Origin of the sequence: Aeromonas sp. ASNIH1 (assembly GCF_002934285.1) — a bacterium.
In the GTDB taxonomy this organism is placed as follows: domain Bacteria; phylum Pseudomonadota; class Gammaproteobacteria; order Enterobacterales; family Aeromonadaceae; genus Aeromonas; species Aeromonas caviae.
In genome coordinates this window covers 2,470,350-2,492,369 of the sequence record NZ_CP026228.1, presented here as the reverse complement: position 1 = coordinate 2,492,369, position 22,020 = coordinate 2,470,350, and the positions used below count along the sequence as shown (strand labels likewise).

Below are 22,020 nucleotides of genomic sequence, written 5' to 3'. Positions count from 1 at the left end.
ACTGCAGCCAGTGTGCCAGCGCCGTACACACTGGCCGACCCTCGCCTTCCCGGCCATTGCCCAAAACAATGGCCCCATGCAACCGACCCCGACTGAACTCCAACGCCTGATCGACAACCTGATCCGCATCGGCACCGTCACTGCCGTGCGATCAGGGGAATGTCGCGTCAAAACCGGTGACCTCATCACCAACTGGCGGCCCTATGCAACTGCGCGGGCCGGGATGAATCGCACCCGCCATCGCCTCTCCATCGGCGAACAGGTGCTGATGCTCTCGGTCAGCGGCGATCTGCGCAATGCCTACATCGTCGGCCCCATCCACTGCGACGCCTTCCCTGAACCGCTGGCAGGCGATGACAACCCGGATCTCGACCGCACCGAATACAGCGATGGCGCCGTCATCGAGTACAACCCGGCCACCGGGGCGCTCAATGCGAGCGGCATCAAGACCGCCACCCTTTCCGCCTCGGTGACCGTCAAGCTGATCACCCCCCTGGTGGAATGCACCCAGGCACTCAAGGTCGGTTCGACCATCGAGGCGGGCGGCAAGATCACCGCCCCCACGGCCAAGATAGGCAACGTCGAAGTCACCACCCACAAACACAGCGGCGTCAGCACTGGCGGCGGCCAAACAGGGGGCCCGGCATGAACTGGCTCGGCATGAATGCCGCCTCTGGCCGCGCCATCAGCGCCACCGACCACATCATCCAGTCGGTGCGCGACATCCTCATCACCCCGGTGGGGTCACGGGTCATGCGCCGCGACTACGGCAGCGAGCTGTTTTACCTCATCGACCAGCCACAGCATCAGACCACCCGCCTGCGCCTGATGGCCGCCACCGTGCAGGCCCTCATCAACTGGGAACCACGCATCACCATCACCCGGGTCGATGTGCTGGGCGGCGGCATGGATGGCGCCCTCACCGTCGAGCTCACCTGGCAGCGCAAGGACGGCGGCGCGCCGGGTACCGGAACAGAGAGCGCCACTATTGCCATTCCCACAGGAGCCGCCAATTGAGCACCATCACCCTCTCCCAACTGCCCCAGCCCGATGTGATCGAGCTGCTCGATTTCGAAACCATCCTGGCCGAGCGCAAGGCCTATTTCGTCAGCCTCTACCCGGCTGACCAACAAGCCAGCGTCGAAGCCACCCTGGCCCTCGAATCAGAACCCATCACCAAGCTGCTGCAAGAGAATGCCTATCGCGAACTCATCCTGCGCCAGCGCATCAACGATGCGGCGGTGGCCAATATGCTGGCATGGGCCAAGGGGAGCGATCTCGACAACCTGGTGGCCAACTGGAAAGTCACCCGCCTCACCATCCAGCCGGGTGACCCCACCGCCACACCACCGGTACCGGAAATAAAAGAAGATGACGAGGCGCTGATCCTGCGTGCCCTGATGGCCTGGGATGGCCTCAGCGTGGCGGGCCCGACGGGCGCCTATGAGTATTTCGCCCTCTCGGCTGACGGTAAGGTGGCTGACGCCAAAGGGTCCAGCCCAGCGCCCGCCGAGGCGCTGGTCACCATCCTCAGCACCGAGGGGAACGGCAGCGCCGATGCGGCGTTGATCGCCAAAGTCACCCAAGCCCTGAGCCAGGAAGACAGGCGCCCAGTGGCCGACCGGCTCACCGTGCAGAGCGCCGGCATCATCAACTACACCATCACCGCCAAGCTGCACATCGACAGTCAGGGGGCCGAGGTGGATGTGATCCTGCAGGCTGCCCGCGAACAGCTCGCCGCCTTTATCAATCCCCGCCGCCGCATCGGGGTCGAGGTGCCGCGCTCCGCCATCGATGCCGCCCTGCACGTGCAGGGCGTGCGCAAGGTCGAGCTGACTGGCTGGGCTGACATCATCCCGAGCGCCACCCAGGCCGCCTACTGCACCGGCTTCACCGTGGAGCGGGCCCCATGACCACCCTGCTGCCACCCAGCACCAGCCGCACCGAACGCAACCTGGCCACGGCGGGCGCCGCAGCCCAGCAGTTGCCAATCCCATTACGCACGCTCTGGTCACCCTGGACGTGCCCCGCTCACCTGCTGCCCTATCTGGCTGCCAGCTGGAGTGTTGACCGCTGGGATGACAACTGGCCAGAGGCCACCAAGCGCCAGGTCATTGCCAACAGCTACTTCGTGCACAGCCGCAAGGGCACCATCGGCGCCATCCGCCGGGTGGTGGAACCGCTGGGCTATCTGATCCGGGTGTTGGAATGGTGGCAGGAGACGCCCGCCGCCACCCGGGGCACCTTCAAGCTCGACATCGGCGTGCTCGATACCGGCATCACCGAGGCCATGTATCCAGAGCTGGAACGGCTGATCGCCGACGCCAAGCCCATGACCCGCCACATGACGGGCCTCGCCATCAGCATGGAAACCCGCGGCCAGATCTACATGGCCGCCGCCTGCTACCTGGGCGACGAGTTGACCATATACCCCTACAGCCCTGGCGTTATTGAAGTCAGTGGCCAAGCGTGGCACGGCGGCATCACCCACACCATCGACACCATGACCATTCAACCGCAACAGACAGGAGGTGCTGCTTGAGCGCTATCTACTTCGCCATCCTCACCGATGCCGGCCAGGCCAAAATGGCAAACGCCCTCGCGCTGGGCGTGCCGCTGAAAATCACCCACATGGCCGTCGGCGATGGCAACGGTCAGCCCGTCACGCCAAACGCCGCCCAGACAGCACTGGTCAGGGAGCGGCGGCGCGCCCCCATCAACACCCTGTTTCAAGACCCCACCAACCAGTCGCAGTTGGTCGCCGAGCAGATCATTCCGGAAAACGTCGGTGACTGGTGGATCCGTGAAGCCGGCATCTTCTCCGAAGATGGCACCCTGATCGCCATCGCCAACACCCCGGACACCTACAAACCACTGCTCAGCAGTGGCGCGGGCCGTACCCAGGTGATCCGCATCGTGCTGATCGTCAGCGACACCAGCGCGGTAGAGCTCAAGATTGACCCGGCCGTGGTGCTGGCAACGCGCCAGTATTGCGACGACAAGATGGCCGCCGAACTCGCCAAGCTGGATAACAAGCAGTCGGTGCGGGTGGCCACCACTGGCGCCATCGCACTCACCGCCACCAAGACTATCGACGGCGTGGTATTGGCCGTGGGTGATCGGGTATTAGTGAAAGACCAGGCTGACACCAAGCAGAACGGTATCTATCTGGTCGCAGCGCAGGCCTGGACCCGCACTACCGATGCCGACACCGGGGCCAAGCTCAGCAGCGGTGCCCGTGTCTATGTCGAAGAGGGAGCCGTTAACGGCGCAAAGGCGTGGTATCTGGCGACCAGCGGGGGAATTACCGTTGGCACGACCGCACTGTCGTTCAAGGATGAGCATCCAGACGCGACCGAAGCAGTGAAAGGCAAGGCGCAGATCGCCACCCAGGCCGAAGTCTACGCGGGGACCGATGACAGCAAGTTTGTGACGGCCAAAAAGCTGATGGCCGCACTGACCAAAGACATCGCGGCGAATGGCTATCCGGCGGGCGCCCCGATCCCCTGGCCGCTTGAAACACCACCTGACGGCTATCTGATGATGAAGGGTCAATCGTTCAGTGCAGCGACTTACCCCAAGCTGGCGCTCGCATACCCGGCGCTGGTTTTGCCAGATATGCGGGCGGAGTTTATCCGGGGCTGGGATGCAGGAAGGGGAGTTGATGTCGGCCGGGGTGTCAATACATGGCAGGTTGACGACAACAGGGCTCATAACCACCAGATGAAAGGCTTGCCGAATAACGGCGGTGGTGTCGTTGCTGGCCTCTATCAGGCTACCCGAGTTTATTCGCACAGCGGGGCAGGAGGAACGGCAGAATACTTGTCAGTTAATTACCCTGAGGAATCTGGCGGTAGCGAGGCTCGCCCTCGTAACCGTTCATTCAACTACATCGTGAGGGCAGCATAATGAACGAACCGATCGTCGTATGGGGAGAAGATGGGTTTGCTTCATCTTCCGGTTGGGCCACGGTATTTGCCGCCAACCCGATTACTGGTGAATACCTGTCGCAACAGCAGGTCTGGGTATCCGTGGGAACGGGTCTCCCTGCAGGTGCCTATCTGGATGAACCGGATCAAACCGCACCAGGGAAAGCCATTGTTCGTAGCCAGACAGGCTGGGAGTCCGTCGATGATTTTCGCGGTCAGACGGCATACGACAAGCGCACACGCCAACCTGTCGTTATCAAGGAGCTCGGTGAACTGCCGCTGACCCTCACTCTCACCCCTCCGTCATCCCCATTCGACGTGTGGGATGCGGACCTGCTGCGCTGGGTGAAAGACCTGGAGCAGGAAGATGCTGTTCTGGCACAGCAAGCGCAGCAGCAACGTCAGGCCTTGATGAGCGAAGCCAGTCAGGAGATCGCCGTGCTCACCGACGCACTGGATCCCAATGTCATCAGCGAACCGTCAGCCGATGACCAGGTGAAACTCATCGCCTGGAAGGCCTACCGCGTCGCTCTTTCCAAGGTCGACCAGCAAGCTGGCTATCCCCATACCATCACCTGGCCGCAGCAACCGGGCGATCCCGCCACCGAATAACCCTTGAGTCCGACCACCACCCCGCCCTGTGCGGGGTGTTTCGTGACTGCCGTCATCCGCCACCTTGTCACCGCTTCGCCAGTGTGTGCGGCCCTCACACACTGGCCGCCGCTCGCCTGACATCCCCTGCCCCTGCATCCTGACCCTGCTCGCATCACAGGTATTACCTACGCACAGAATGCTCCGTCCGGACAACAGGAGAACCTATGGCACTGGACCAATTTCACCACGGCGTGCGCGTCGTGGAAGCCAACGAGGGCACGCGCACCATCCGCACCGTCGCCACGGCGGTGATCGGCATCATCTGCACCGGCAGCGATGCGGATACCGCTTACTTCCCCCTCAACAAACCCGTGCTGATTGCCAACCTGCCGGCGGCCATCGCCAAGGCGGGCAGCACCGGCAACCTCAAGCGCTCGCTGCAAACCATCTATGACACCGTCAACACCATCGTCATCGCCGTGCGCGTGGCCGATGGCGCCGACGCCGCCGAGCTGACCAGCAACATCATCGGGACCATCCTGCCGGATGGCAGCTATACCGGCATCAAGGCGCTGGAGCGGGCCGCCCCGGTAACCGGCGTCAAGCCGCGCATCCTCTGCGTGCCGGACAACTGCACCTTAGCCGTAGCCACCGCCCTGGCTGGCGCAGCCAAGAAGCTGCGCGCCTTCGCCTATGTGCCGACCATCGCCGACACCGTCGAGGCGGCGCTCGCCTACCGCGAGAATTTCTCCAGCCGCGAACTGATGCCGATCCACGGAGACTGGACCGCCTGGGACACCGCCGCCAATGCCAGTATCAAGCTCGATGCCTGCCTCAAGGCGGCCGCCATGCGGGCATTCATCGACAAGGAGATTGGCTGGCACAAAACCCTGTCGAACGTCGGCGTGACCGGGGTCGACGGCATGACCAAGGCCCTGTTCTGGGATCTGCAAGACCCCGATACCGAGGTCGGCCTGCTCAACGCCAACGAAATCACCGCTCTCATCCGGTCCGATGGTTTCCGGTACTGGGGTAACCGCACCTGTTCCGATGACCCGCTGTTCGCCTTCGAGAACTACACCCGCACCGCCCAGATCATGGCCGACACCATGGCCGAGGCACACATGTGGGCCAACGACAAACCGCTCACCCCCACCCTGGTGAAAGACATCATCGAGGGCATCAAGGCCAAGGGCCGGGAACTGGTTGCGGGCGGTTACCTGCTCGGCTTTGACTGCTGGTACAACGAGGAGCTCAACGACAAAGACACCCTCAAGGCCGGCAAGCTGCGCATCGATTACAACTACACCCCGGTGCCGCCGCTCGAAGACCTCGGCTTTATCCAGCGCATCACCGACACCTACCTCATCGACTTCGGCGCCCGCGTCGCAGCCGCAGCATAAGGAGCCACCATGGCACTGCCACGCAAACTCAAACGCCTGAACGTCTTCCTCAATGGCGATAACTGGGTCGGTGAAGCGGAAGATTTCACCCCGGCCAAGCTGTCCCGCAAGTTTGAAGCCTATCGCGGCGGCGGTATGGGGGGTGCCGTCAACATCGACATGGGGCTGGATGACAGCGCCCTCGATGTCTCGTTCACCTTCGGCGGCTACGGCGAACCCCTGCTGAATTGCATGGGTGAGCCCAAAGCCGACGGCACCAGCCTGCGCTTTGCCGGATCAGTCCAGCGTGATGACACCGGCGAAGTGGTCGCCGTCGAGATCGTCTGTCGTGGTCGCTTCAAAGAGCTCGACCGCGGCACCCTCAAGGCAGGCGACAACACCCAGGCCAAGGTCAGCATGGTCAACACCTACTACAAAGAGACCATCAACGGCCGGGTGATGCACGAGATTGACCTGATCAACATGGTCGAGATTGGCCCCGACGGCGTCGACCGCATGGCCGAACACCGCAAAGCCATCGGCCTCTAACCCCCCCCAACAACCCAACGGGCGGCCTTTATCCCATCAGAAAGTGCCGCCCTCACCGCATCCACAACAGGAACAAGCACCATGGAACAGAAAGAAATCACCCTCGACACCCCGATCCAGCGCGGCGAGAACACCCTCAACAGCCTGATCATCCGCAGCCCTAAGAAGGCGGGCCACCTGCGCGGGCTCAACACCATGGACATCGTGCAGATGAACGTGGATACCCTCATCAAACTGCTGCCCCGCATCACCGACCTGACCGAAAAGGAAGTGAACGATATGGACCCGGCTGACCTGCTCAAAGCCGGGGTCGTGGTGGTCGGTTTTTTGATGGGCTCGCAGCAGGAGGCCTACCTCACTGCATAGACGATCTGATGGCCGAGATCGCCATCATCGCCCACTGGCCGCCGTCCGAGATGGCGGCCATGGACATCAGCGAGCTGATGGGCTGGCACCAACGCCTCGTTGAGACTCACAACCGCATCAACGGGGCCGAAGAACAATGAACCCTCTCAAACTGCAAATCCTGCTCGGGGCGGTCGACAAGATCACCGCCCCCCTCAAAGCAGTCAGCGGCCAGAGCCGCATCACCGCCAAAGACCTCGCCGAGACGAAAAAGCGCATCAAGGAACTGGAATCCCAGAGCGGCCAGATTGACGGCTATCGCACCCTGGGAAGCCAAATTGGCGCTACCCGCGCCCAGCTCACAGCAGCCCAGCGCGATGCCCAGCAGATGGCCCAGCAACTTGCCCGGGTCGAGCAACCAACCAAGGCCATGACCCGCGCCATGGAGCAGGCCAAACAGAAGGTGCGCGACCTCTCCCAACAAGAGCGGGAAATGGTCGCCCGTCACGGCAGCCTGAAACGGGCCATGGGCGAGGCAGGCATCAACACCAAGCAGCTCGGCGAACACCAGCGCCGCCTCAAGACCGATCTGGCTTCCGCCAATACCCAGCTCGACCAGCAGCGCGCCAAGCTGGGCCAACTGGCCGACCAGCAAAAGCGCCTCAACCAGGTCAAGGCCAGCTATCGCCAGACCCAAGAACTGCGCGGCCAGATTGCCGGCCACGGCGCCACAGCCCTGGCGACCGGCACTGCCATGGGCTTGACCACCCTCAAGCCGGTGATCGAGTTCGCCAGAGCTGAAACATCGGTCGTAGACCTCAAGGTCTCCATGATGGGCAAGGGCGGCCAGGTGCGGCAGGAGTTCCAAGCCATCAGCGATCTGGCCACCAAGCTCGGCAACAAACTGCCGGGCACCACGGCGGACTTCCAGAACATGATGAGCACGCTGATCCAGCAGGGGATGAGCGCAAAATCCATCCTGGGTGGCCTGGGGGAGGCGACTGCCTACCTCGGTGTGCAGCTGAAAATGCCGTTCGACCAAGCAGCGCTGTTTGCGGCCAAACTGCAGGATGCCACCGGCACCGCAGAGCAAGACATGATGGGGCTGATGGATACCATCCAGCGCTCGTTCTACCTCGGCGTTGACAGCGGCAACATGCTGGGCGCCTTCACCAAACTCACCCCGGCCATGGGAATCTTGCGCAAGTCAGGGCTCGAGGCCGCCAAGGTACTGGCCCCGTTGGTCATCATGGCCGATCAGGCTGGCATGGCGGGCGAGTCATCAGGGAACGCCTACCGCAAAGTTTTCCAGATGAGCATGAACACCGGCAAGATTGCCAAGGCCACGAAAGGCACCGGGTTGAAGCTGAATTTCACCGACGGCAAGGGTGAATTCGCAGGGATGGAGAACATGTTTGCCCAGCTCGCCAAGCTGAAGGGATTGAACACCGAGCGCCGCCTGCAAGTCCTGAAGGGCATCTACGGCGACGATGCTGAAACCCTGCAGGTGCTGGAGCTGATCATCAGCAAAGGGATGGATGGCTATCGCGCAACCCAGAAGAAGATGGCCGACCAAGCCGCCCTGCAAGAGCGGGTCAACGCCCAGCTTGGCACCCTGGGCAGCCTGTGGGATGCCGCCACCGGCACCTTTACCAACGCCATGGTCAACTTTGGCGAAGCTATCGCCCCCGAGATCAAGGCCATCACAGAATGGATCGCCGAACTGTCCGAGCGCCTCGGTGACTGGGCGAAGAAAAACCCGGAACTCTCCAACACCCTGATGAAGGTCGGCGGCATTCTCTCCGCAGTGACCATCGCCTTCGGCGGTCTGTCGCTGGCCGTTGCTGCCCTGCTTGGCCCCATGGCTATCATGAAGTTGACCCTTGGGGTGCTGGGCGTCACCTTTGGCGGCATGCTGGGGGCCATCACCGCCATCTTGGCGCCACTGGCCGGGCTCGCAATCTTGGGCGTGGCCATCATCAAGTTTTGGCAACCCATCAGCGCATTTTTCAGCGGGCTATGGCAGGGCATCATGGCAGGGCTCGCCCCCGTCTTTGAAGCCTTCAAGCCGTTCGCCCCGCTGATTGATGGCATCGGTACCGGGGTTAAAGCGCTATCGGGCTGGTTTGGCGACCTGCTCGAACCACTCCAGTTCTCGAAAGAGACGCTGGAAGGGTTCGGCAGTGCCGGCCAGTTCGTCGGCCGCATCCTGGGCGAAGCCTTCAACCTGGCCCTCACCCCGCTCAAGGCTTTCCTGAAAGGGATCGAATGGCTGCTCGAATCGCTCGGCATCCTCGAAACCAAGAAGATCCCGAAGTTCGAGATCCCAACAGCCAACACTCCAGGCTATCTGAATGGCAACTTTGGAACCCCGGCACTTTCCTCGGCTTACACCTATGGGACTGGACCCCGCATTGTAGAAAAGCCACAAATAAAGCCCAGAGCCAGCACAACCATCAACAGTCAGCCGTTCTACAACCTCACCGTTAACGCAGCTCCTGGGATGGATGAATCGCGAGTAGCCTCGATAGCCTTAGACAAGATCAGAGAGCAAGAGCGTGCGAACAAAACGCTTGGGCGTGCTGGTTACAGCGATCGCAACTAAGGAGCAACAGCCATGATGATGACCCTGGGCTGGTTCGTGTTTATGCGCTCGACCCTCGCCCCCCTCTCACAACAAGACGAACGGGCATGGCGCCATCCGGGCAATAACCGGATCGGTGCTCGTCCTGCCTATCAGTTCCTCGGCCCAGATGATGAAACCACCACCCTGAGCGGGGTGCTGCTGCCCGAAGTGACCGGCGGCCCCGTCTCCCTCGACTTGCTCAACAATATGGCTGACAGCGGTCAGGCTTTCCCCCTGATCCAGGGCGATGGCGTCATGCGTGGGTCATTCGTGATCGAGGGCATCAGCACCACCCGCAGCGAGTTTTTCAGCGATGGCACCGCCCGTAAAATCGAGTTCACCATCAAGCTCAAGCGGGTCGATGACAACGACAGATCCCTTGTCCAAACCCTGCTGGGCCGCACCGCGGGCAACCTCTTTGGCCGCCTGGGCCTGGGCAAGCTGGTCGGCAGTATCGGCAACAAGCTCGGGGGGCTTCTCTGATGGGGGCTTTCGACCAGTTCGGCACGCGATTGGCCGAAAATTTGGGGCTGACCAATCCGCTCGACACCTTGCGCCAAGGCCACCCGGTACCGGCTTACCAGGTGCTGGTCGATGGCAAAGACATCTCGGCCGCCATCAGGCCGCGCCTGATGTCGATGACCATCACCGATAACCGGGGCTTCACCGCCGACACCATCGAGATCACCCTCGATGACAGCGACGGCCAGCTCGATATGCCACGCCGGGGCGCTACCCTGCGCGCCCTCATTGGCTGGCAAGGCCAGGCCTTGGTCGACAAGGGCACCTACAAAATCGACGAGGTGGAGCACGGCGGGGCCCCGGATGTGCTCACCATACGGGGCAAGTCAGCCGACCTGCGCGGCGGCATGAACAAGCTGCGTGAGCAAAGTTGGCACCAGACCACCGTCAGCGGCATCGTCAGCCAGGTCGCCGCCCGCTACCAGCTCACTCCCTGCGTGGGTGACTCACTCAAGGGCCAGCTGATCGACCACATCGACCAGGCCAACGAGAGCGATCTCGCCTTCCTCACCCGCCTGGCTGGTCAGTGCGATGGCATCGCCACCGTCAAGAATGGCCGCCTGCTGTTTATCAAAGCAGGCCAGGGAACCACCGTCAGCGGTCAGCCTCTGCCGGCCATCACCATCACCCGTCGGGATGGAGATCAACACCGCTTCTCGGTTGCCGACCGGGATGCCTACACCGGCGTGACCGCCTACTGGCAAGACAACAAGGAGGCGGAAAAGAAGCGAGTCGAAGTGAAGCGCAAGAAGAAGAGCAAGCCATCGCCGGAACGGCCATTGCCTCCGGGTGTCATGGTCAACAAGCAAGAGAACGAACTGCTGGTCGGTAGCAGCGAGAACGTCAAAGAGCTGCGGCATGTCTATGCCAGCCAGGCTAATGCCATGCGGGCAGCCCGGGCTGAATGGGAGAAGTTGCAACGCGGCGTGGCCGACTTCCAGATCACCCTGGCGATGGGGCGCCCTGAACTCTACCCGGAGCAACCCACCACCGTCAGAGGGTTCAAGCCCCAGATTGACGAGGCCGACTGGCTGCTCACCCAGGTGGTGCACGACCTCACCAACCAGGGCTACACCAACCGCATCCAACTCGAAGTGAAGCTTGAAGAACTACCGGAGTAACAAGGTCATTCATCCTGCATCATAGAGAAAAGGCACGCAAAATAACTCCATTTGAGGCCCTTTCGGTTCAGTCAAGTTAACCAATCTACCTCTCATTTTTGATCTGTGGTTGTTCAAAGTTACATCGGGCTGCCTTGATTATTTCTAGGGGTAAGGGATATACTCAAGATAACAAATAAAGTTATATACAGGTTATCAACAGACGCTGTGAGTAACCACTTTCGCCAAGCCCCGCTTAAAAGTGGGGTTTTGTGCCTCTAAAAACGCATATCAAACTACATATAGTGCAATACTTATAAAGTGACCACTATATGTTGTGCACAAGAACGGTGCAAAGACACCGATAGAGCCCCTGTATGTACCTACAGCAGGGAGCACTAACCACTAGGTCTGAAAGCTGTGGAATGTGCAGAGGAGGGTTGGATCATGTCAGATTTCATCAAATACTATTTATTACGCTTAGATAGGGCTCCGGTTGACAACCTTGCTAAGGTCATCGCAGCCAACAACACTAAAGTCATCGTATCTAAAGATGGCGTAGTATCCATGAACATGGAAAACCCGGACGTTCAGCAAGATTTGGTTGATCTGATCAAAGGATTCAAGGACATCTCTACTGAACCGCCTAGGTCAAGGAGTCATGCGAATTAAATGGCCCCGATTTACATTGCTATCGCCTTAATTTGTGGGTACATCTTCGCAAGCAGGTCTCCAAAAACTCGATATAGATATAAGCGTTCCAATGGATGGGACGCTTATTTTTATGTGGCATCTTGGGGTGGAGTATTCCTAGTCGCAGGATGGTTTGTGACATCTGGGATGAGCTACTTTGGCCTACTAAGGTGGATTGCCAATACATTAGGGTTTGTTAAACAAGATATTGAGAAGCTAGTGCCTGTCGAAAAGGCCTTGATTAACTATGAGGTATTGAAGACCTTTGCTTGGATCGCGGTATCAACAGCGATTGCAGGTGCCTGTGGTATGCTCAGTCGCTACCGCTTTAATGACCCAATAACTAGGGCTAACTGGTTGAGCCAGAACGTCCGCCACAGCCCAGAAGAAAGTCTACTAGTTTACGCAGCCTCCACCCGCTTCCCACTCGTGGTCACGCTATCTAGCCGTAAGGTTTACATTGGTGTTTTAACCATGCCGGCCTTAGAGAACGGGTCTGTTGAATACATTGAACTCCTCCCAATCATGAGCGGGTTCAGGGATAAAGATGAGTTGACCCTGCATCTTACAACCAACTACCACGATCATTACTCTAAACGCGGCTTGCTTTCAGGCATCCCAATGGGCCCAAACACACTATCAATAAACTCATTCCGAGTAGTGATACCAGCCAAAGAAATCGAAAGTATGTCCCTCTTTGATAAAGATACATACAACGATTTCAAAGCCCAAGAAGAGCAGGCCAAAATAGACAAAAGCAATGCTTTGACTACCCAGGCAGATAACGTATTGATCTAAAAGGTGGTGGGATTGAGGTGTAAGAAGACAGGAAAACAATATCTTCCTGTCTTCTTCATTGAGGTGACTCGAGAAATCTGATGGAAAGCGCAACGGATCTACGCTCTGCCGCCACTCTCGATCATCAAATCCCCTGCCGCCACTTTGCCGCCACCGAGACCATCATCACCTCAGCGAACAACAATAAACTGTTGATTTACATCAAATAAAATAACCAATAAACCAGCGCACCAAAGAGCATAGAACTTTTTTGGCATGCTATCGATCTCAACGAGTTATAAAGCAATCACTTATGAGGCGAGAACCCGGCAAAGAGACGGGTTCAGGTCAATTCTGGCACCCCGTTTCCCGAATTTTGCTTGCACTTTTTCGGCCTCGGGGCTGACGCCTCGGCGGCAAAAACGGATGCAATGCGAACAGGGATGGGGTGTAGCTGGCGGCCATCTCGGGTGGACTCCCGATCTCGGGCCGGCTGTTGGGCCGGTATGATAGCACTCTTTATGGATAAATTGAGCGGCAAACGTATGCGAAAAACAGGAAATGTCCGCCATCTCCCGCACTGTCGCCCTTTTGGGAGGGCTCCGGCGACACCGACAGGTTAGCCGTTTGACACACATTCCATGACATTCGGGCAAAAGAATAGCAGGGGGAGGAGAGGATCCTCACACACCTGCTGCTGTTACCTGTGACGCCTGCGAGCCTTAACGGCGGGTGGCGTAGGGATTCGGGTAGTTGAAGCCCTGGGTATAGAGAGATTGGGCAAACCAATAGGTTGAATTGCTGCCTGACATCATAAACTCCTGATTGCTTAACAAGTTACGTACCTTAATGCGGGTTCACATCCTTGAACTGACACTCGGTTCCATGGAGGCGCACTTGCTTTGCTTCGGTTCCCTGGAGGCATTGATTGTCATCCTGACAAGTGGGCTGGCCACGGCGGCTAATTTACCACCCGGCGCCAAAAAGACAATATTTTTGTGACCAACATCACATAACTGATGTTGTGCTGACACGAATAAGGCAGGCAGTGAAGTTCGCCATCCATGCTCCCTTTCCCAGCACAAGCAGAGCGTCATTTGCGCTGATCGCTCACATTTTTGCGTGATTGACTGTATTATCGTTATCCTCTTCCCCGGCCCGCAGAGTGGGGCCCGACATTTTCCATGCTGGTAAGGAGTCCCGACGTGGCACAGCTCAGTTCTCTGTCTCCCAAGTTGATTTGGCAATTCTTCGAGCAGATCTGCTCCATCCCCCACCCCTCCAAGCACGAAGCCCAGCTGAGCGCCTGGATCGTGGCGTGGGCCCAGGGAGAAGGCCTGGCGGTCAAGCAAGATGCCGTCGGCAACATCATCATCAAGAAACCGGCCACGCCGGGGATGGAAAACCGCAAGGCCGTGGTGCTGCAAGCCCACATCGACATGGTGCCCCAGGCCAACGCCGACACCCAGCACGACTTCACCACCGATCCCATCGATGCCTACATCGATGGCGAATGGGTCACCGCCCGTGGTACCACCCTGGGTGCCGACAACGGCATGGGCATGGCGGGTTGCCTGGCCGTGCTGGCCGACAAGACCATCAAGCACGGCCCGCTGGAAGTGCTGCTGACCACCGACGAGGAGACCGGCATGACCGGCGCCTTCGGTCTGGAAGCGGGCTGGCTGGAGGGCGAGATCCTGCTCAATACCGACTCCGAAGAGGATGGCGAGGTCTACATGGGCTGCGCCGGCGGGGTCGATGCCAATATCCGCTTCCCCCTGGAGCTGGTCGCTGCCACCGAGGGTGAAGGTTTCGAGCTGCAGGTCAAGGGCCTGCGCGGCGGCCACTCCGGGGTCGACATCCATCGCGGCCGCGGCAACGCCAACAAGCTGCTGGTCCGTCTGCTCAAGGCCGCCGAACCGCTGGGGGTGCGCCTTGGCGATCTCAGCGGCGGCACCCTGCGCAACGCCATCCCCCGCGAGGCCCGTGCCAGCCTGCTGGTGCCCGCCGCCAGCGTGGCTGACTTCAAGGCCCTGGTGGACCGCTACGCCGGCATCTATCAAAGCGAGCTGGCCGCCACCGAGGCCAACCTCACCGTGCTGCTCACCGCCCGGGAGAAACCGGCCCAGCTCATGAGCGAGTCCCTGCAAAGCCGCCTGCTGGATGCCCTGATGGCCTGCCCGAACGGGGTGATGCGCATGAGCGACGCCATCCCGGGCGTGACCGAGACCTCCACCAACCTGGGTGTCATCAAGACACTCGAGGGGGAAGTCTATGTGCAGTGCCTGATCCGCTCCCTCATCGATTCCGGTCGCGAGAACATCGAGCAGATGACCCGCTCCCTGTTCACCCTGGCCGGCGCCAGCTGCGAGTTCACAGGCGCCTACCCGGGCTGGGCACCGAACGTTGACTCACCGGTCATGGCGCTGGTACGCAACAGCTACCAGACCCTGTTTGGCGAGATGCCGAACGTCATGGTGATCCATGCAGGCCTCGAGTGCGGTCTGTTCAAGAGCGCCTACCCGGACTGGGACATGGTCTCCTTCGGCCCGACCATCCGTGGCGCCCACGCACCGGGGGAGAAGGTACACATCCCGGCGGTCGAGCGTTTCTGGCAACTGCTGGTTCACGTGCTGGAACATATCCCGGCCAAGTAAGCCAGCTCACGACCATACCGATGCCCCGCCCCGTGCGGGGCATCTTTTTTGTGCTCCCTCCTCGGCCACCTCTCTCATATCCCCGATTCCACGCGTGGCACTGGCTTGAAACCGTATCCATAAACAGGTCTGCATTTGAAAACCCTTTCCATGATTTATGTAAATTTACAACACAAAAAGTTGATCCAGCTCACATATGCCCCTAGGATCAGAACGTGACCAAGGTCACACAACCCATGAACCACAGAGAAACGAGGTCATCATATGTTCGAGAATCTGGCAGTGCTGTTCCACCTGAAGGGTGCAACCAGCAAGAAAGGTGCTGAAGAGAAAGACACTTATGCGCCTGCAACCCGCAATTACTACTTCCGTTATGGCGCCTGATATCGCCTGTCCGGAAGTTGAAATTAGCAACGTAATAAAACTACAAAACAACTCAGCAATCCACACAGCAGCCACCCCCATCGGGGCGCTGTCCTGCCCGGGCCAGAATTCCCACGGCCAAACCTGAACTCCAACCATGAAGATGGGGCCCGCAGGCCCCATTTTTTTATCCCGTTTCCGCCTCTATTGCGCCTTCTCGGTGCCACCTTGCAGCGATGCCGGTCGCGACGTGGCGGGCGCCGGCATCATATCGCCTTTCCCAACGGCACCGCCTCCTGCACGGGTAAGGGGAAGTGGCAGGCCACCTGATGCCCCTGCCCGCCGCACGCCTCAAGGGCGGGCGAGCGGGTGCGGCACAGATCCGTTGCATGGGGGCAGCGCTGGTGAAAGTGGCAGCCACTCGGCGGCGAGATGGGGGACGGTACATCCCCCGTCAGCAGGATGCGCTGGCTGCGCCGCCGTGGATCCGGCACCGGAATGGCGGAGATGAGGGCCTGGGTATAGGGATGGCGTGGTGCCAGGTAGAGTGCCTGGGCCTCGGCCAGCTCGACGATCCGGCCCAGATACATCACCGCAATCCTGTCCGAGATGTGCTTGACCACCGACAGGTCATGGGCGATGAAGATGATGGCGAGGTTCATCTCCCGCTGCAGATTGAGCAGCAGGTTCACGATCTGGGACTGCACCGACACGTCGAGCGCCGACACCGCCTCGTCACACACCAGCAGCTTGGGCTTGAGGGCGATGGCGCGAGCGATGCCGATGCGCTGGCGCTGGCCGCCAGAGAACTCATGGGGGTAGCGATCCACCGCGCTGCCGGGCAAGCCGACTTTCTCCAGCAGCTCCTGCACCCATGTCCGGCGCTGTTCGGCGTTGCCCTTACCGTGGATGATGAAAGGCTCCTCCAGGATCTGCCCAACCGTGTGGCGGCTGTTGAGGGATTCTGCGGGATCCTGGAACACGATCTGCATCTCCTGACGCAGGGATCGCATCTCCTTGGGCGAGAGGTGGGTGATGTCACGCCCCTCGAAGGTGATGGAGCCGGCGCTCGGCTCGAACAGCTTGAGCAACGAACGCCCCAGGGTGGACTTGCCGCATCCCGACTCCCCCACCAGGCCAAGGGTCTCCCCCTGCCTGAGATCAAAGCTGATGCCATCCACCGCGTAGACGGTGTATTGCTTGCGCAAGAAACCGCCACCCATCTTGAAATGCTGCTTTAAATTGCTTACCGACAACAAGCTGGTCATGACTTCCATCCCCGACGATTCATGGCAGCAGACGACCTGGTCGCCTTCCCGCCGCCTGGCTGCCCTGCGACACCCCGTCCCCACACTAGACCGTTCATAGGCTCACCTCCTTCCAGTGGTGGCAGGCCACCCCGTGGTGTTCGCTCAACTGCTCGGTCACCGGTATGGTCTCCACGCAAAGGGGCGTGGCATGGGGGCAGCGGTTGGAGAAACGACACCCTGCCGGCATCTCGTGCAGGGCGGGCACCTGACCCTTGATGGTCTTGAGCAGGCTCTTTGGCACATCTTCCAGACGCGGGATCGAGGCCATCAGACCATGAGTATAGGGATGTCGCGGGTGGTCAAACAGTTCATAGATATCGGCCCGCTCCACCGCACGCCCGGCATACATCACCACCACCTCGTCGCACAGCTCCGCCACCACCCCGAGATCGTGAGTGATGAAGATGATGGCCATGCCGGTCTGGGCTTGCAGCTCCTTCATCAGATCCAGGATCTGGGCCTGGATGGTCACATCGAGCGCCGTGGTCGGCTCGTCGCAGATGAGCAGGGCCGGTTCGCAGGCCAGCGCCATGGCGATCATCACCCGCTGGCGCATGCCGCCGGAGAGATTGTGGGGATAAGCCGCGAAACGCTGGGCAGGCTCGGGGATCCCCACCTTCTTCAACATGGCGATGGCGGCGTCACGGCGCTGGGCCTTGCTGTAATCGGGGCGGTGGAGGCGAAACACCTCCATCAGCTGATCGCCGACCGTCTGCACCGGGTTGAGGGCCGTCATGGGCTCCTGAAAGATCATGGAGATACGGTTGCCACGCACCTTGTACATCTGCTCCGGCGGCAGATTGAGCAGCTCCTCCCCCTGAAAGCGGATGGAGCCCGCCACCACCTGACCGTGGGGCCTTGGCAGCAACCCCATGATGGCCAGCGAGGTGACGCTCTTGCCGCAGCCGGACTCGCCGACTATCCCCAGGGTCTTGCCCGGGGCGACCTGGAAGCTGACCCCGTCGAGCACCTTGATCTTGCCGTCGTCGACGGCGAACTCCACCTCGAGATCCCGCACCTCGAGGATGGGGGACAGAGACTGCCCCTCATGATCGCTGGTGCCGGGGGCGGTGACCTGTGTGTTGGGCATGACTGCTGCTCCCTTCTGGGCCACATCAATGATGTGCATAGGTCTTGTCGATCAGGGTGATGGGGGCCAGCGCCTTGCCGTCAGCCTTGGCCTTCTGGGTCTCCTCCTTCACCTTGGGATCGATCCAGAGCAGGCCGCCACTGCTGTGGGGGTAGCCATCCATGGGCCAGTAGAGCAGATCCGGGGTGTTGCGGGTGGCGGGCACCTCCGGCAGCATCACATAGCGCCAGCTGCTGGCTCGCACGTAGTTGAGCTGAACCCCGGGCACGAAGATGGCGAGATCATAGATCCGCTGCTGGATCTGGTGGGAAAGCGCGGCCCGCTTGTCCATGTCGAACTCGACGTTGTAGGCGTCGATCAGGCTGTCGAGCTCTTTGTCAGCCACGTTGAACAGGTTGTTGGTCTGGGGCTTGTTGGCGTTGTCGGAGTGGAAGGACTCCCAGTATTGCGGATAGAGACCGCCGCCCCCCCAGCCAAGCCAGGCCGCCTCGTGTTTCTTCTCCAGCATCACCTTGAAGCCGGTGGCGCCATCCACCAGATTGAGCTCCAGATCCAGGCCCGCCTTCTTGGCCTCTTCCTTGAGCACGGTCAGCCGCTTGGAGTGCTCCTGGCTGGTGTAGGTGAGGGCCAGGGTGAGCCGCCCTCCCTTGTCGTTTTGCAGGATGCCGTCCGGTCCCTGCTTGCCGTAGCCGCCCTTGGCGAAGTACTCCCGTGCCTTGGCGATGTCGTAGGCCCGCTCTGGCAGCGCGATGTCGGTGAAGGCCCCGAAGCCAGACCCGAAGGTGGTAGCGCGGTCATAGTCTCCATGCAGCACCGTCTCTATCATCTTGTCGATGTTGAAGGCGTGCTGGATGCCGAGCCGCACGTTGAGATCCGCCAGCTTGGGATTGGCCACGTTGAGGTGAACCCCCTGCCCCCCCTGCTTGGTGTCGGTCATGGCCATCACCTTCTGCACGTATCCCTGCTTGTACTCCGGTGTGACCGCCTTCTCATGCCACCAGTTGGGCAGGATCATCTCGAAGGTGTCCAACTCCCCCTTGAGGAAGTGGCGGAACGCGATGTTGTGGTCGCGGATCACCTGCACCTTGATGGTGTCGAGGTTGAACCTGTGCTGGTTGTAGCGATCGTCTTTTGCCCACCACTCCTTCTGCTTGCTGAAGGTGACGGACTTGCCCTTTTTTACGTCGCTCATCACGTAGGGGCCCGTGGTGGGTACCACGGCCCAGTTGTACTGCTTCACCCAGTTCGGGCCCATCTTGTAGTAGTGCTTTGGCTGGGGCCACAGTTCGGTGGTGTTGAGGAGATCGAGCTTGGCCTTGCGGCTGCCCGCCTTGACCAGAATGGTGTGGTCGTCAATCTTCTCCACCGCCACCACCTCGGTGGTGTAGTAGTTGTTGAACCAGGGGCCCTTGATGTCCTTGGAGCGCATCATCTCGTAGCCGAAGGTGTAGTCATCGGCGGTGACCTGCTTGCCGTCGGACCACTTGGCGCGCGGGTCGAGTTTGAAATAGACGGTCTGGCTGTCCGGCGCGATGGCCCAGGCATTCGCCAGGGCCGGAATGGGGTTGCCCGTGTTGGGATGGAAGCTGATGAGCCTCATCTGGTTGTCGAGGATGAAGGAACGGAACGAGCCGTTGGAATCCGGCCCCACTGTGCGAAACGTCAGCGGGAAGCTGTCGACGAAGAGATTGAGGTTGCCGCCGGGCAGCGCCTTGGGAGAGGCGAACACGGGGTCGGTGTCGTTGGTCTCCCACGTCAGATCCGCGGGCAGGCTGGCCGCCCACACCCAGGATCCGTTCACCAGCAGAAAGAGAGCACCTGTCCATTTGATTTTATTGTTCATGTTTGACTTCCTGGTCATGCCCCTGCACTGGGGGCGTCTTCATTAAGGGTCCTGTCGATGTGCCCTGGCAAGGCACCATCGCTCACTGATAACGGGTAAATTTGCGCGGATCGAACGCCTCCCGGATGGCCTCCCCGATGAAGGAGACCATGATGAGCACCAGGCTCACCGCCGCCACCACCGAACTCACGATCCAGATGGCGTCGAGGTTGTTGATCCCCTGGGAGAGCAACTCCCCCCAGCTCGGGGTCGGCGGCGCCAGGCCAAAACCCAGGTAGTCCAGCGCCGTCAGGGTGGAGATGTTGCCCACCACGGCAAACGGGGCCAGGGTGACGATCATCATCAGGGTATTGGGCAGAATGTGGTTGAAGATGATGCGCCGGGTGCTCGCCCCCTGGGCCCGCGCCGCCATCACGTAGTCCCGCGCCCGCTCCTTGTAGGTGAGGGTGCGCATGTACCAGGTGATCCCCATCCAGCCGAACAGCACGTTGATACCGACGAACAGGCCGAAGTTCGGCTTGGCCAGGGAGACCAGGATCATGATGACGTAGAGGAAGGGCACCTGGGACCAGATCTCGATGAAACGCTGCATCAGGAGATCGAACCGACCGCCGAGGAACCCCATCATGCAGCCGATGCTGACCCCGATGACATAGCTCGCCACCAGCGCGATGAAGGCAAAGCCGATGGCGATGCGAAAGCCGTAGACCAGCCGTGCCAATACATCGCGACCGCTGGTGTCGGTGCCGAGGAAGTGGCGCTCCGCCAGGCTCGGGGCATAGGGCGGATAGGCTTCCTCCTTGAAGTCCTGCTCATAGGGGTTCCAGGGGACCAGGGGCAGCAACACCCAATCCCCCTTATCTTCCTTCGCAAATTGGCTCTTGAGCTGGCGGTAGTTGGTCTCGTACTCGTAGTCGAGCCCGAAGTGCTGGCCCGGGATCACGTCCCCATAGGTGGGGAAATAGAGCTCCCCCTGATAACTCACCGCCAGGGCCCGGCTGTTGACCAGCAGTTCTGCCAGCAGAGAGATGACCACCAGGAGCGAAAAGATGACAAAGGAGTAGTAGCCGCGCTTTATCGACTTGAAGCGCTTGAGTTTTTTCAGAGTTACCGGATTCAGGTTCATGCTCACTCTCCAAACCGCACGCGAGGATCGACCAGGGCAACGCAGATGTCGGAGACAATGTTGCCCACCAGCATCAGCATGGAGGTGATGGCCAGAATGCCCATGACGGTGGGGTAATCCCGCTCGACAATGGCCTCATAACCGAGCAGGCCGATGCCGTCGATGTTGAAGATGGTCTCGATGAGGAAGGAGCCCCCGAAGAAGACGGTGAGCACCGACCCTAAGTGACTCGCGATGGGGATCAGGCTGTTGCGCATGGCGTGATCGGTCACCGCCTTGCGAAACGGCAACCCCTTGGCCACGGCGGTGCGCACATAATCCGCCGACAGGTTCTCCATCAGGCTGTTCTTCATGGTCATGGTGAGGATGGCGAAATCCCCGATGGCGTAGGCGATGAGCGGCAGCAGCGCGTGGGCGAAGACGGTGCGGATCTGATCCCAGCTGCTCTCCATCCCGTCAAACTCGTCCCCCGGGAAGCCCCCCATGGGCAACCACTCCAGATGGAACGCAAAGACGGTGATGAGGAAGATCCCCACCACGTAGGCGGGCAGCGCATAGGCCATGTAGATGAGCATGGAGCTCAGGGAATCGAAGCGGCTGTTGTGCCTGAGCGCCTTGGCCACCCCGAGCGGGATGGAGACGGCATAACTCAGCAGAAAGGTGGCGAGCCCGAAGAAGGCGGTCACCGACAACCTCTCCTTGATGAGATCCCACACCGGCTCGTAATAACGGGTCGACTCCCCGAGATCCAGCACCGCCAGCTTCTGCAACCAGTCCCAGTAGGCGACCAGCATGGGCTTGTCGAGACCGTAGAACGCCTTGAGCTCTTCAATCTGTTCGTCGGAGAGTGCCTGCGCCCCCTTGCTGCCACTGGAGCGGCCGGACTCGTTTTGCGAGACCTGCGCCTGCAGCAGCATGCGCTCGACCGGGCCGCCCGGCACGAAGCGGGTGATGGTGAAGACGAGCAGGGTGATACCGAGAAACGTCGGGATGATCAAAAGCATCCGACGTAGGAAATACGACAGCATGGTGGAACCTCGTCCTTGTTGTTCTTTTATGGCCAGTCACATCCGGTGACGGGCCTATCCTTACCTGGCATTACTCACTGAATTGA

The 22,020-nt window shown here is 60.2% G+C and carries 21 protein-coding genes; 16 read left to right on the top strand and 5 right to left on the bottom strand.

Annotation, left to right across the window (positions count from 1 at the left end; genetic code table 11):
• Positions 1-76: 76 nt before the first annotated feature.
• The 16 genes from C2U37_RS12125 (at position 77) to C2U37_RS12045 (ending at position 15,174) form a co-directional block, all read left to right on the top strand.
• Complete coding sequence (locus C2U37_RS12125; RefSeq protein ID WP_104453233.1) at positions 77-649, top strand: phage baseplate assembly protein V; 573 nt, start codon at positions 77-79, stop codon at positions 647-649.
• Positions 646-1,017, top strand: a complete 372-nt coding sequence (locus tag C2U37_RS12120) for a GPW/gp25 family protein (protein WP_104452367.1) — start codon at positions 646-648, stop codon at positions 1,015-1,017. The genes C2U37_RS12125 and C2U37_RS12120 overlap by 4 nt, the downstream gene beginning before the upstream one ends.
• Entirely contained in the window at positions 1,014-1,913 is a 900-nt protein-coding gene (locus C2U37_RS12115; RefSeq protein ID WP_104452366.1) for a baseplate J/gp47 family protein, read from the top strand. The genes C2U37_RS12120 and C2U37_RS12115 overlap by 4 nt, the downstream gene beginning before the upstream one ends.
• Entirely contained in the window at positions 1,910-2,542 is a 633-nt protein-coding gene (locus C2U37_RS12110) for a phage tail protein I (protein ID WP_104452365.1), read from the top strand. The genes C2U37_RS12115 and C2U37_RS12110 overlap by 4 nt, the downstream gene beginning before the upstream one ends.
• Entirely contained in the window at positions 2,539-3,909 is a 1,371-nt protein-coding gene (locus tag C2U37_RS25045) for a phage tail-collar fiber domain-containing protein (RefSeq protein WP_104452364.1), read from the top strand. Before C2U37_RS12110 ends, C2U37_RS25045 begins: the two co-directional genes overlap by 4 nt.
• Positions 3,909-4,541 carry a tail fiber assembly protein gene (locus C2U37_RS12100; RefSeq protein ID WP_199770529.1) on the top strand — a complete coding sequence of 211 codons (633 nt, stop codon included), beginning with the start codon at positions 3,909-3,911 and terminating at the stop codon, positions 4,539-4,541. Before C2U37_RS25045 ends, C2U37_RS12100 begins: the two co-directional genes overlap by 1 nt.
• A gap of 206 nt (positions 4,542-4,747) precedes the next feature.
• Positions 4,748-5,926 (top strand): phage tail sheath protein, encoded by a 1,179-nt coding sequence (locus C2U37_RS12095; protein WP_104452362.1) that lies wholly within the window; start codon positions 4,748-4,750, stop codon positions 5,924-5,926.
• A 9-nt stretch (positions 5,927-5,935) separates the two neighbouring features.
• Positions 5,936-6,454: a phage major tail tube protein gene (locus C2U37_RS12090; RefSeq protein ID WP_104452361.1), complete on the top strand. Its 519-nt coding sequence runs from the start codon at positions 5,936-5,938 to the stop codon at positions 6,452-6,454.
• Positions 6,455-6,535: 81 nt separating this feature from the next.
• On the top strand, positions 6,536-6,820 hold the full coding sequence (locus C2U37_RS12085) for a phage tail assembly protein (protein ID WP_104452360.1): 285 nt from the start codon (positions 6,536-6,538) through the stop codon (positions 6,818-6,820).
• 8 nt (positions 6,821-6,828) lie between these two features.
• The gene (locus C2U37_RS12080; protein ID WP_081045270.1) at positions 6,829-6,960 is read left to right on the top strand and encodes a GpE family phage tail protein; all 132 of its coding nucleotides are present in this window, start codon (positions 6,829-6,831) and stop codon (positions 6,958-6,960) included.
• Positions 6,957-9,404: a phage tail tape measure protein gene (locus C2U37_RS12075; RefSeq protein ID WP_104452359.1), complete on the top strand. Its 2,448-nt coding sequence runs from the start codon at positions 6,957-6,959 to the stop codon at positions 9,402-9,404. Before C2U37_RS12080 ends, C2U37_RS12075 begins: the two co-directional genes overlap by 4 nt.
• Before the next feature lie 12 nt (positions 9,405-9,416).
• On the top strand, positions 9,417-9,908 hold the full coding sequence (locus tag C2U37_RS12070) for a phage tail protein (protein ID WP_104452358.1): 492 nt from the start codon (positions 9,417-9,419) through the stop codon (positions 9,906-9,908).
• Positions 9,908-11,068: a phage late control D family protein gene (locus C2U37_RS12065; RefSeq protein WP_104452357.1), complete on the top strand. Its 1,161-nt coding sequence runs from the start codon at positions 9,908-9,910 to the stop codon at positions 11,066-11,068. Before C2U37_RS12070 ends, C2U37_RS12065 begins: the two co-directional genes overlap by 1 nt.
• A 426-nt stretch (positions 11,069-11,494) precedes the next feature.
• A complete protein-coding gene (locus C2U37_RS12060; protein WP_104452356.1) occupies positions 11,495-11,719 on the top strand; it encodes a hypothetical protein in 225 nt (74 codons plus the stop codon).
• Positions 11,720-12,538 (top strand): hypothetical protein, encoded by an 819-nt coding sequence (locus tag C2U37_RS12055; protein ID WP_139737712.1) that lies wholly within the window; start codon positions 11,720-11,722, stop codon positions 12,536-12,538. It begins immediately after the preceding gene.
• A gap of 1,184 nt (positions 12,539-13,722) precedes the next feature.
• The gene (locus C2U37_RS12045) at positions 13,723-15,174 is read left to right on the top strand and encodes an aminoacyl-histidine dipeptidase (protein ID WP_042883298.1); all 1,452 of its coding nucleotides are present in this window, start codon (positions 13,723-13,725) and stop codon (positions 15,172-15,174) included.
• 629 nt (positions 15,175-15,803) lie between these two features.
• Here C2U37_RS12045 and C2U37_RS12035 read toward each other — a convergent pair.
• The 5 genes from C2U37_RS12035 to C2U37_RS12015 all read right to left on the bottom strand — a co-directional run bounded on the left by C2U37_RS12035 (position 15,804) and on the right by C2U37_RS12015 (position 21,934).
• A complete protein-coding gene (locus C2U37_RS12035; RefSeq protein WP_041212969.1) occupies positions 15,804-16,805 on the bottom strand; it encodes an ABC transporter ATP-binding protein in 1,002 nt (333 codons plus the stop codon).
• A 94-nt stretch (positions 16,806-16,899) separates the two neighbouring features.
• Complete coding sequence (locus C2U37_RS12030; protein WP_104453232.1) at positions 16,900-17,937, bottom strand: ABC transporter ATP-binding protein; 1,038 nt, start codon at positions 17,935-17,937, stop codon at positions 16,900-16,902.
• Positions 17,938-17,962: 25 nt separating this feature from the next.
• Complete coding sequence (locus C2U37_RS12025) at positions 17,963-19,780, bottom strand: extracellular solute-binding protein (RefSeq protein ID WP_104452354.1); 1,818 nt, start codon at positions 19,778-19,780, stop codon at positions 17,963-17,965.
• A gap of 82 nt (positions 19,781-19,862) precedes the next feature.
• Positions 19,863-20,906 (bottom strand): ABC transporter permease, encoded by a 1,044-nt coding sequence (locus C2U37_RS12020; protein WP_164882952.1) that lies wholly within the window; start codon positions 20,904-20,906, stop codon positions 19,863-19,865.
• A gap of 2 nt (positions 20,907-20,908) precedes the next feature.
• Complete coding sequence (locus tag C2U37_RS12015; RefSeq protein ID WP_104452353.1) at positions 20,909-21,934, bottom strand: ABC transporter permease subunit; 1,026 nt, start codon at positions 21,932-21,934, stop codon at positions 20,909-20,911.
• Positions 21,935-22,020: the final 86 nt, after the last annotated feature.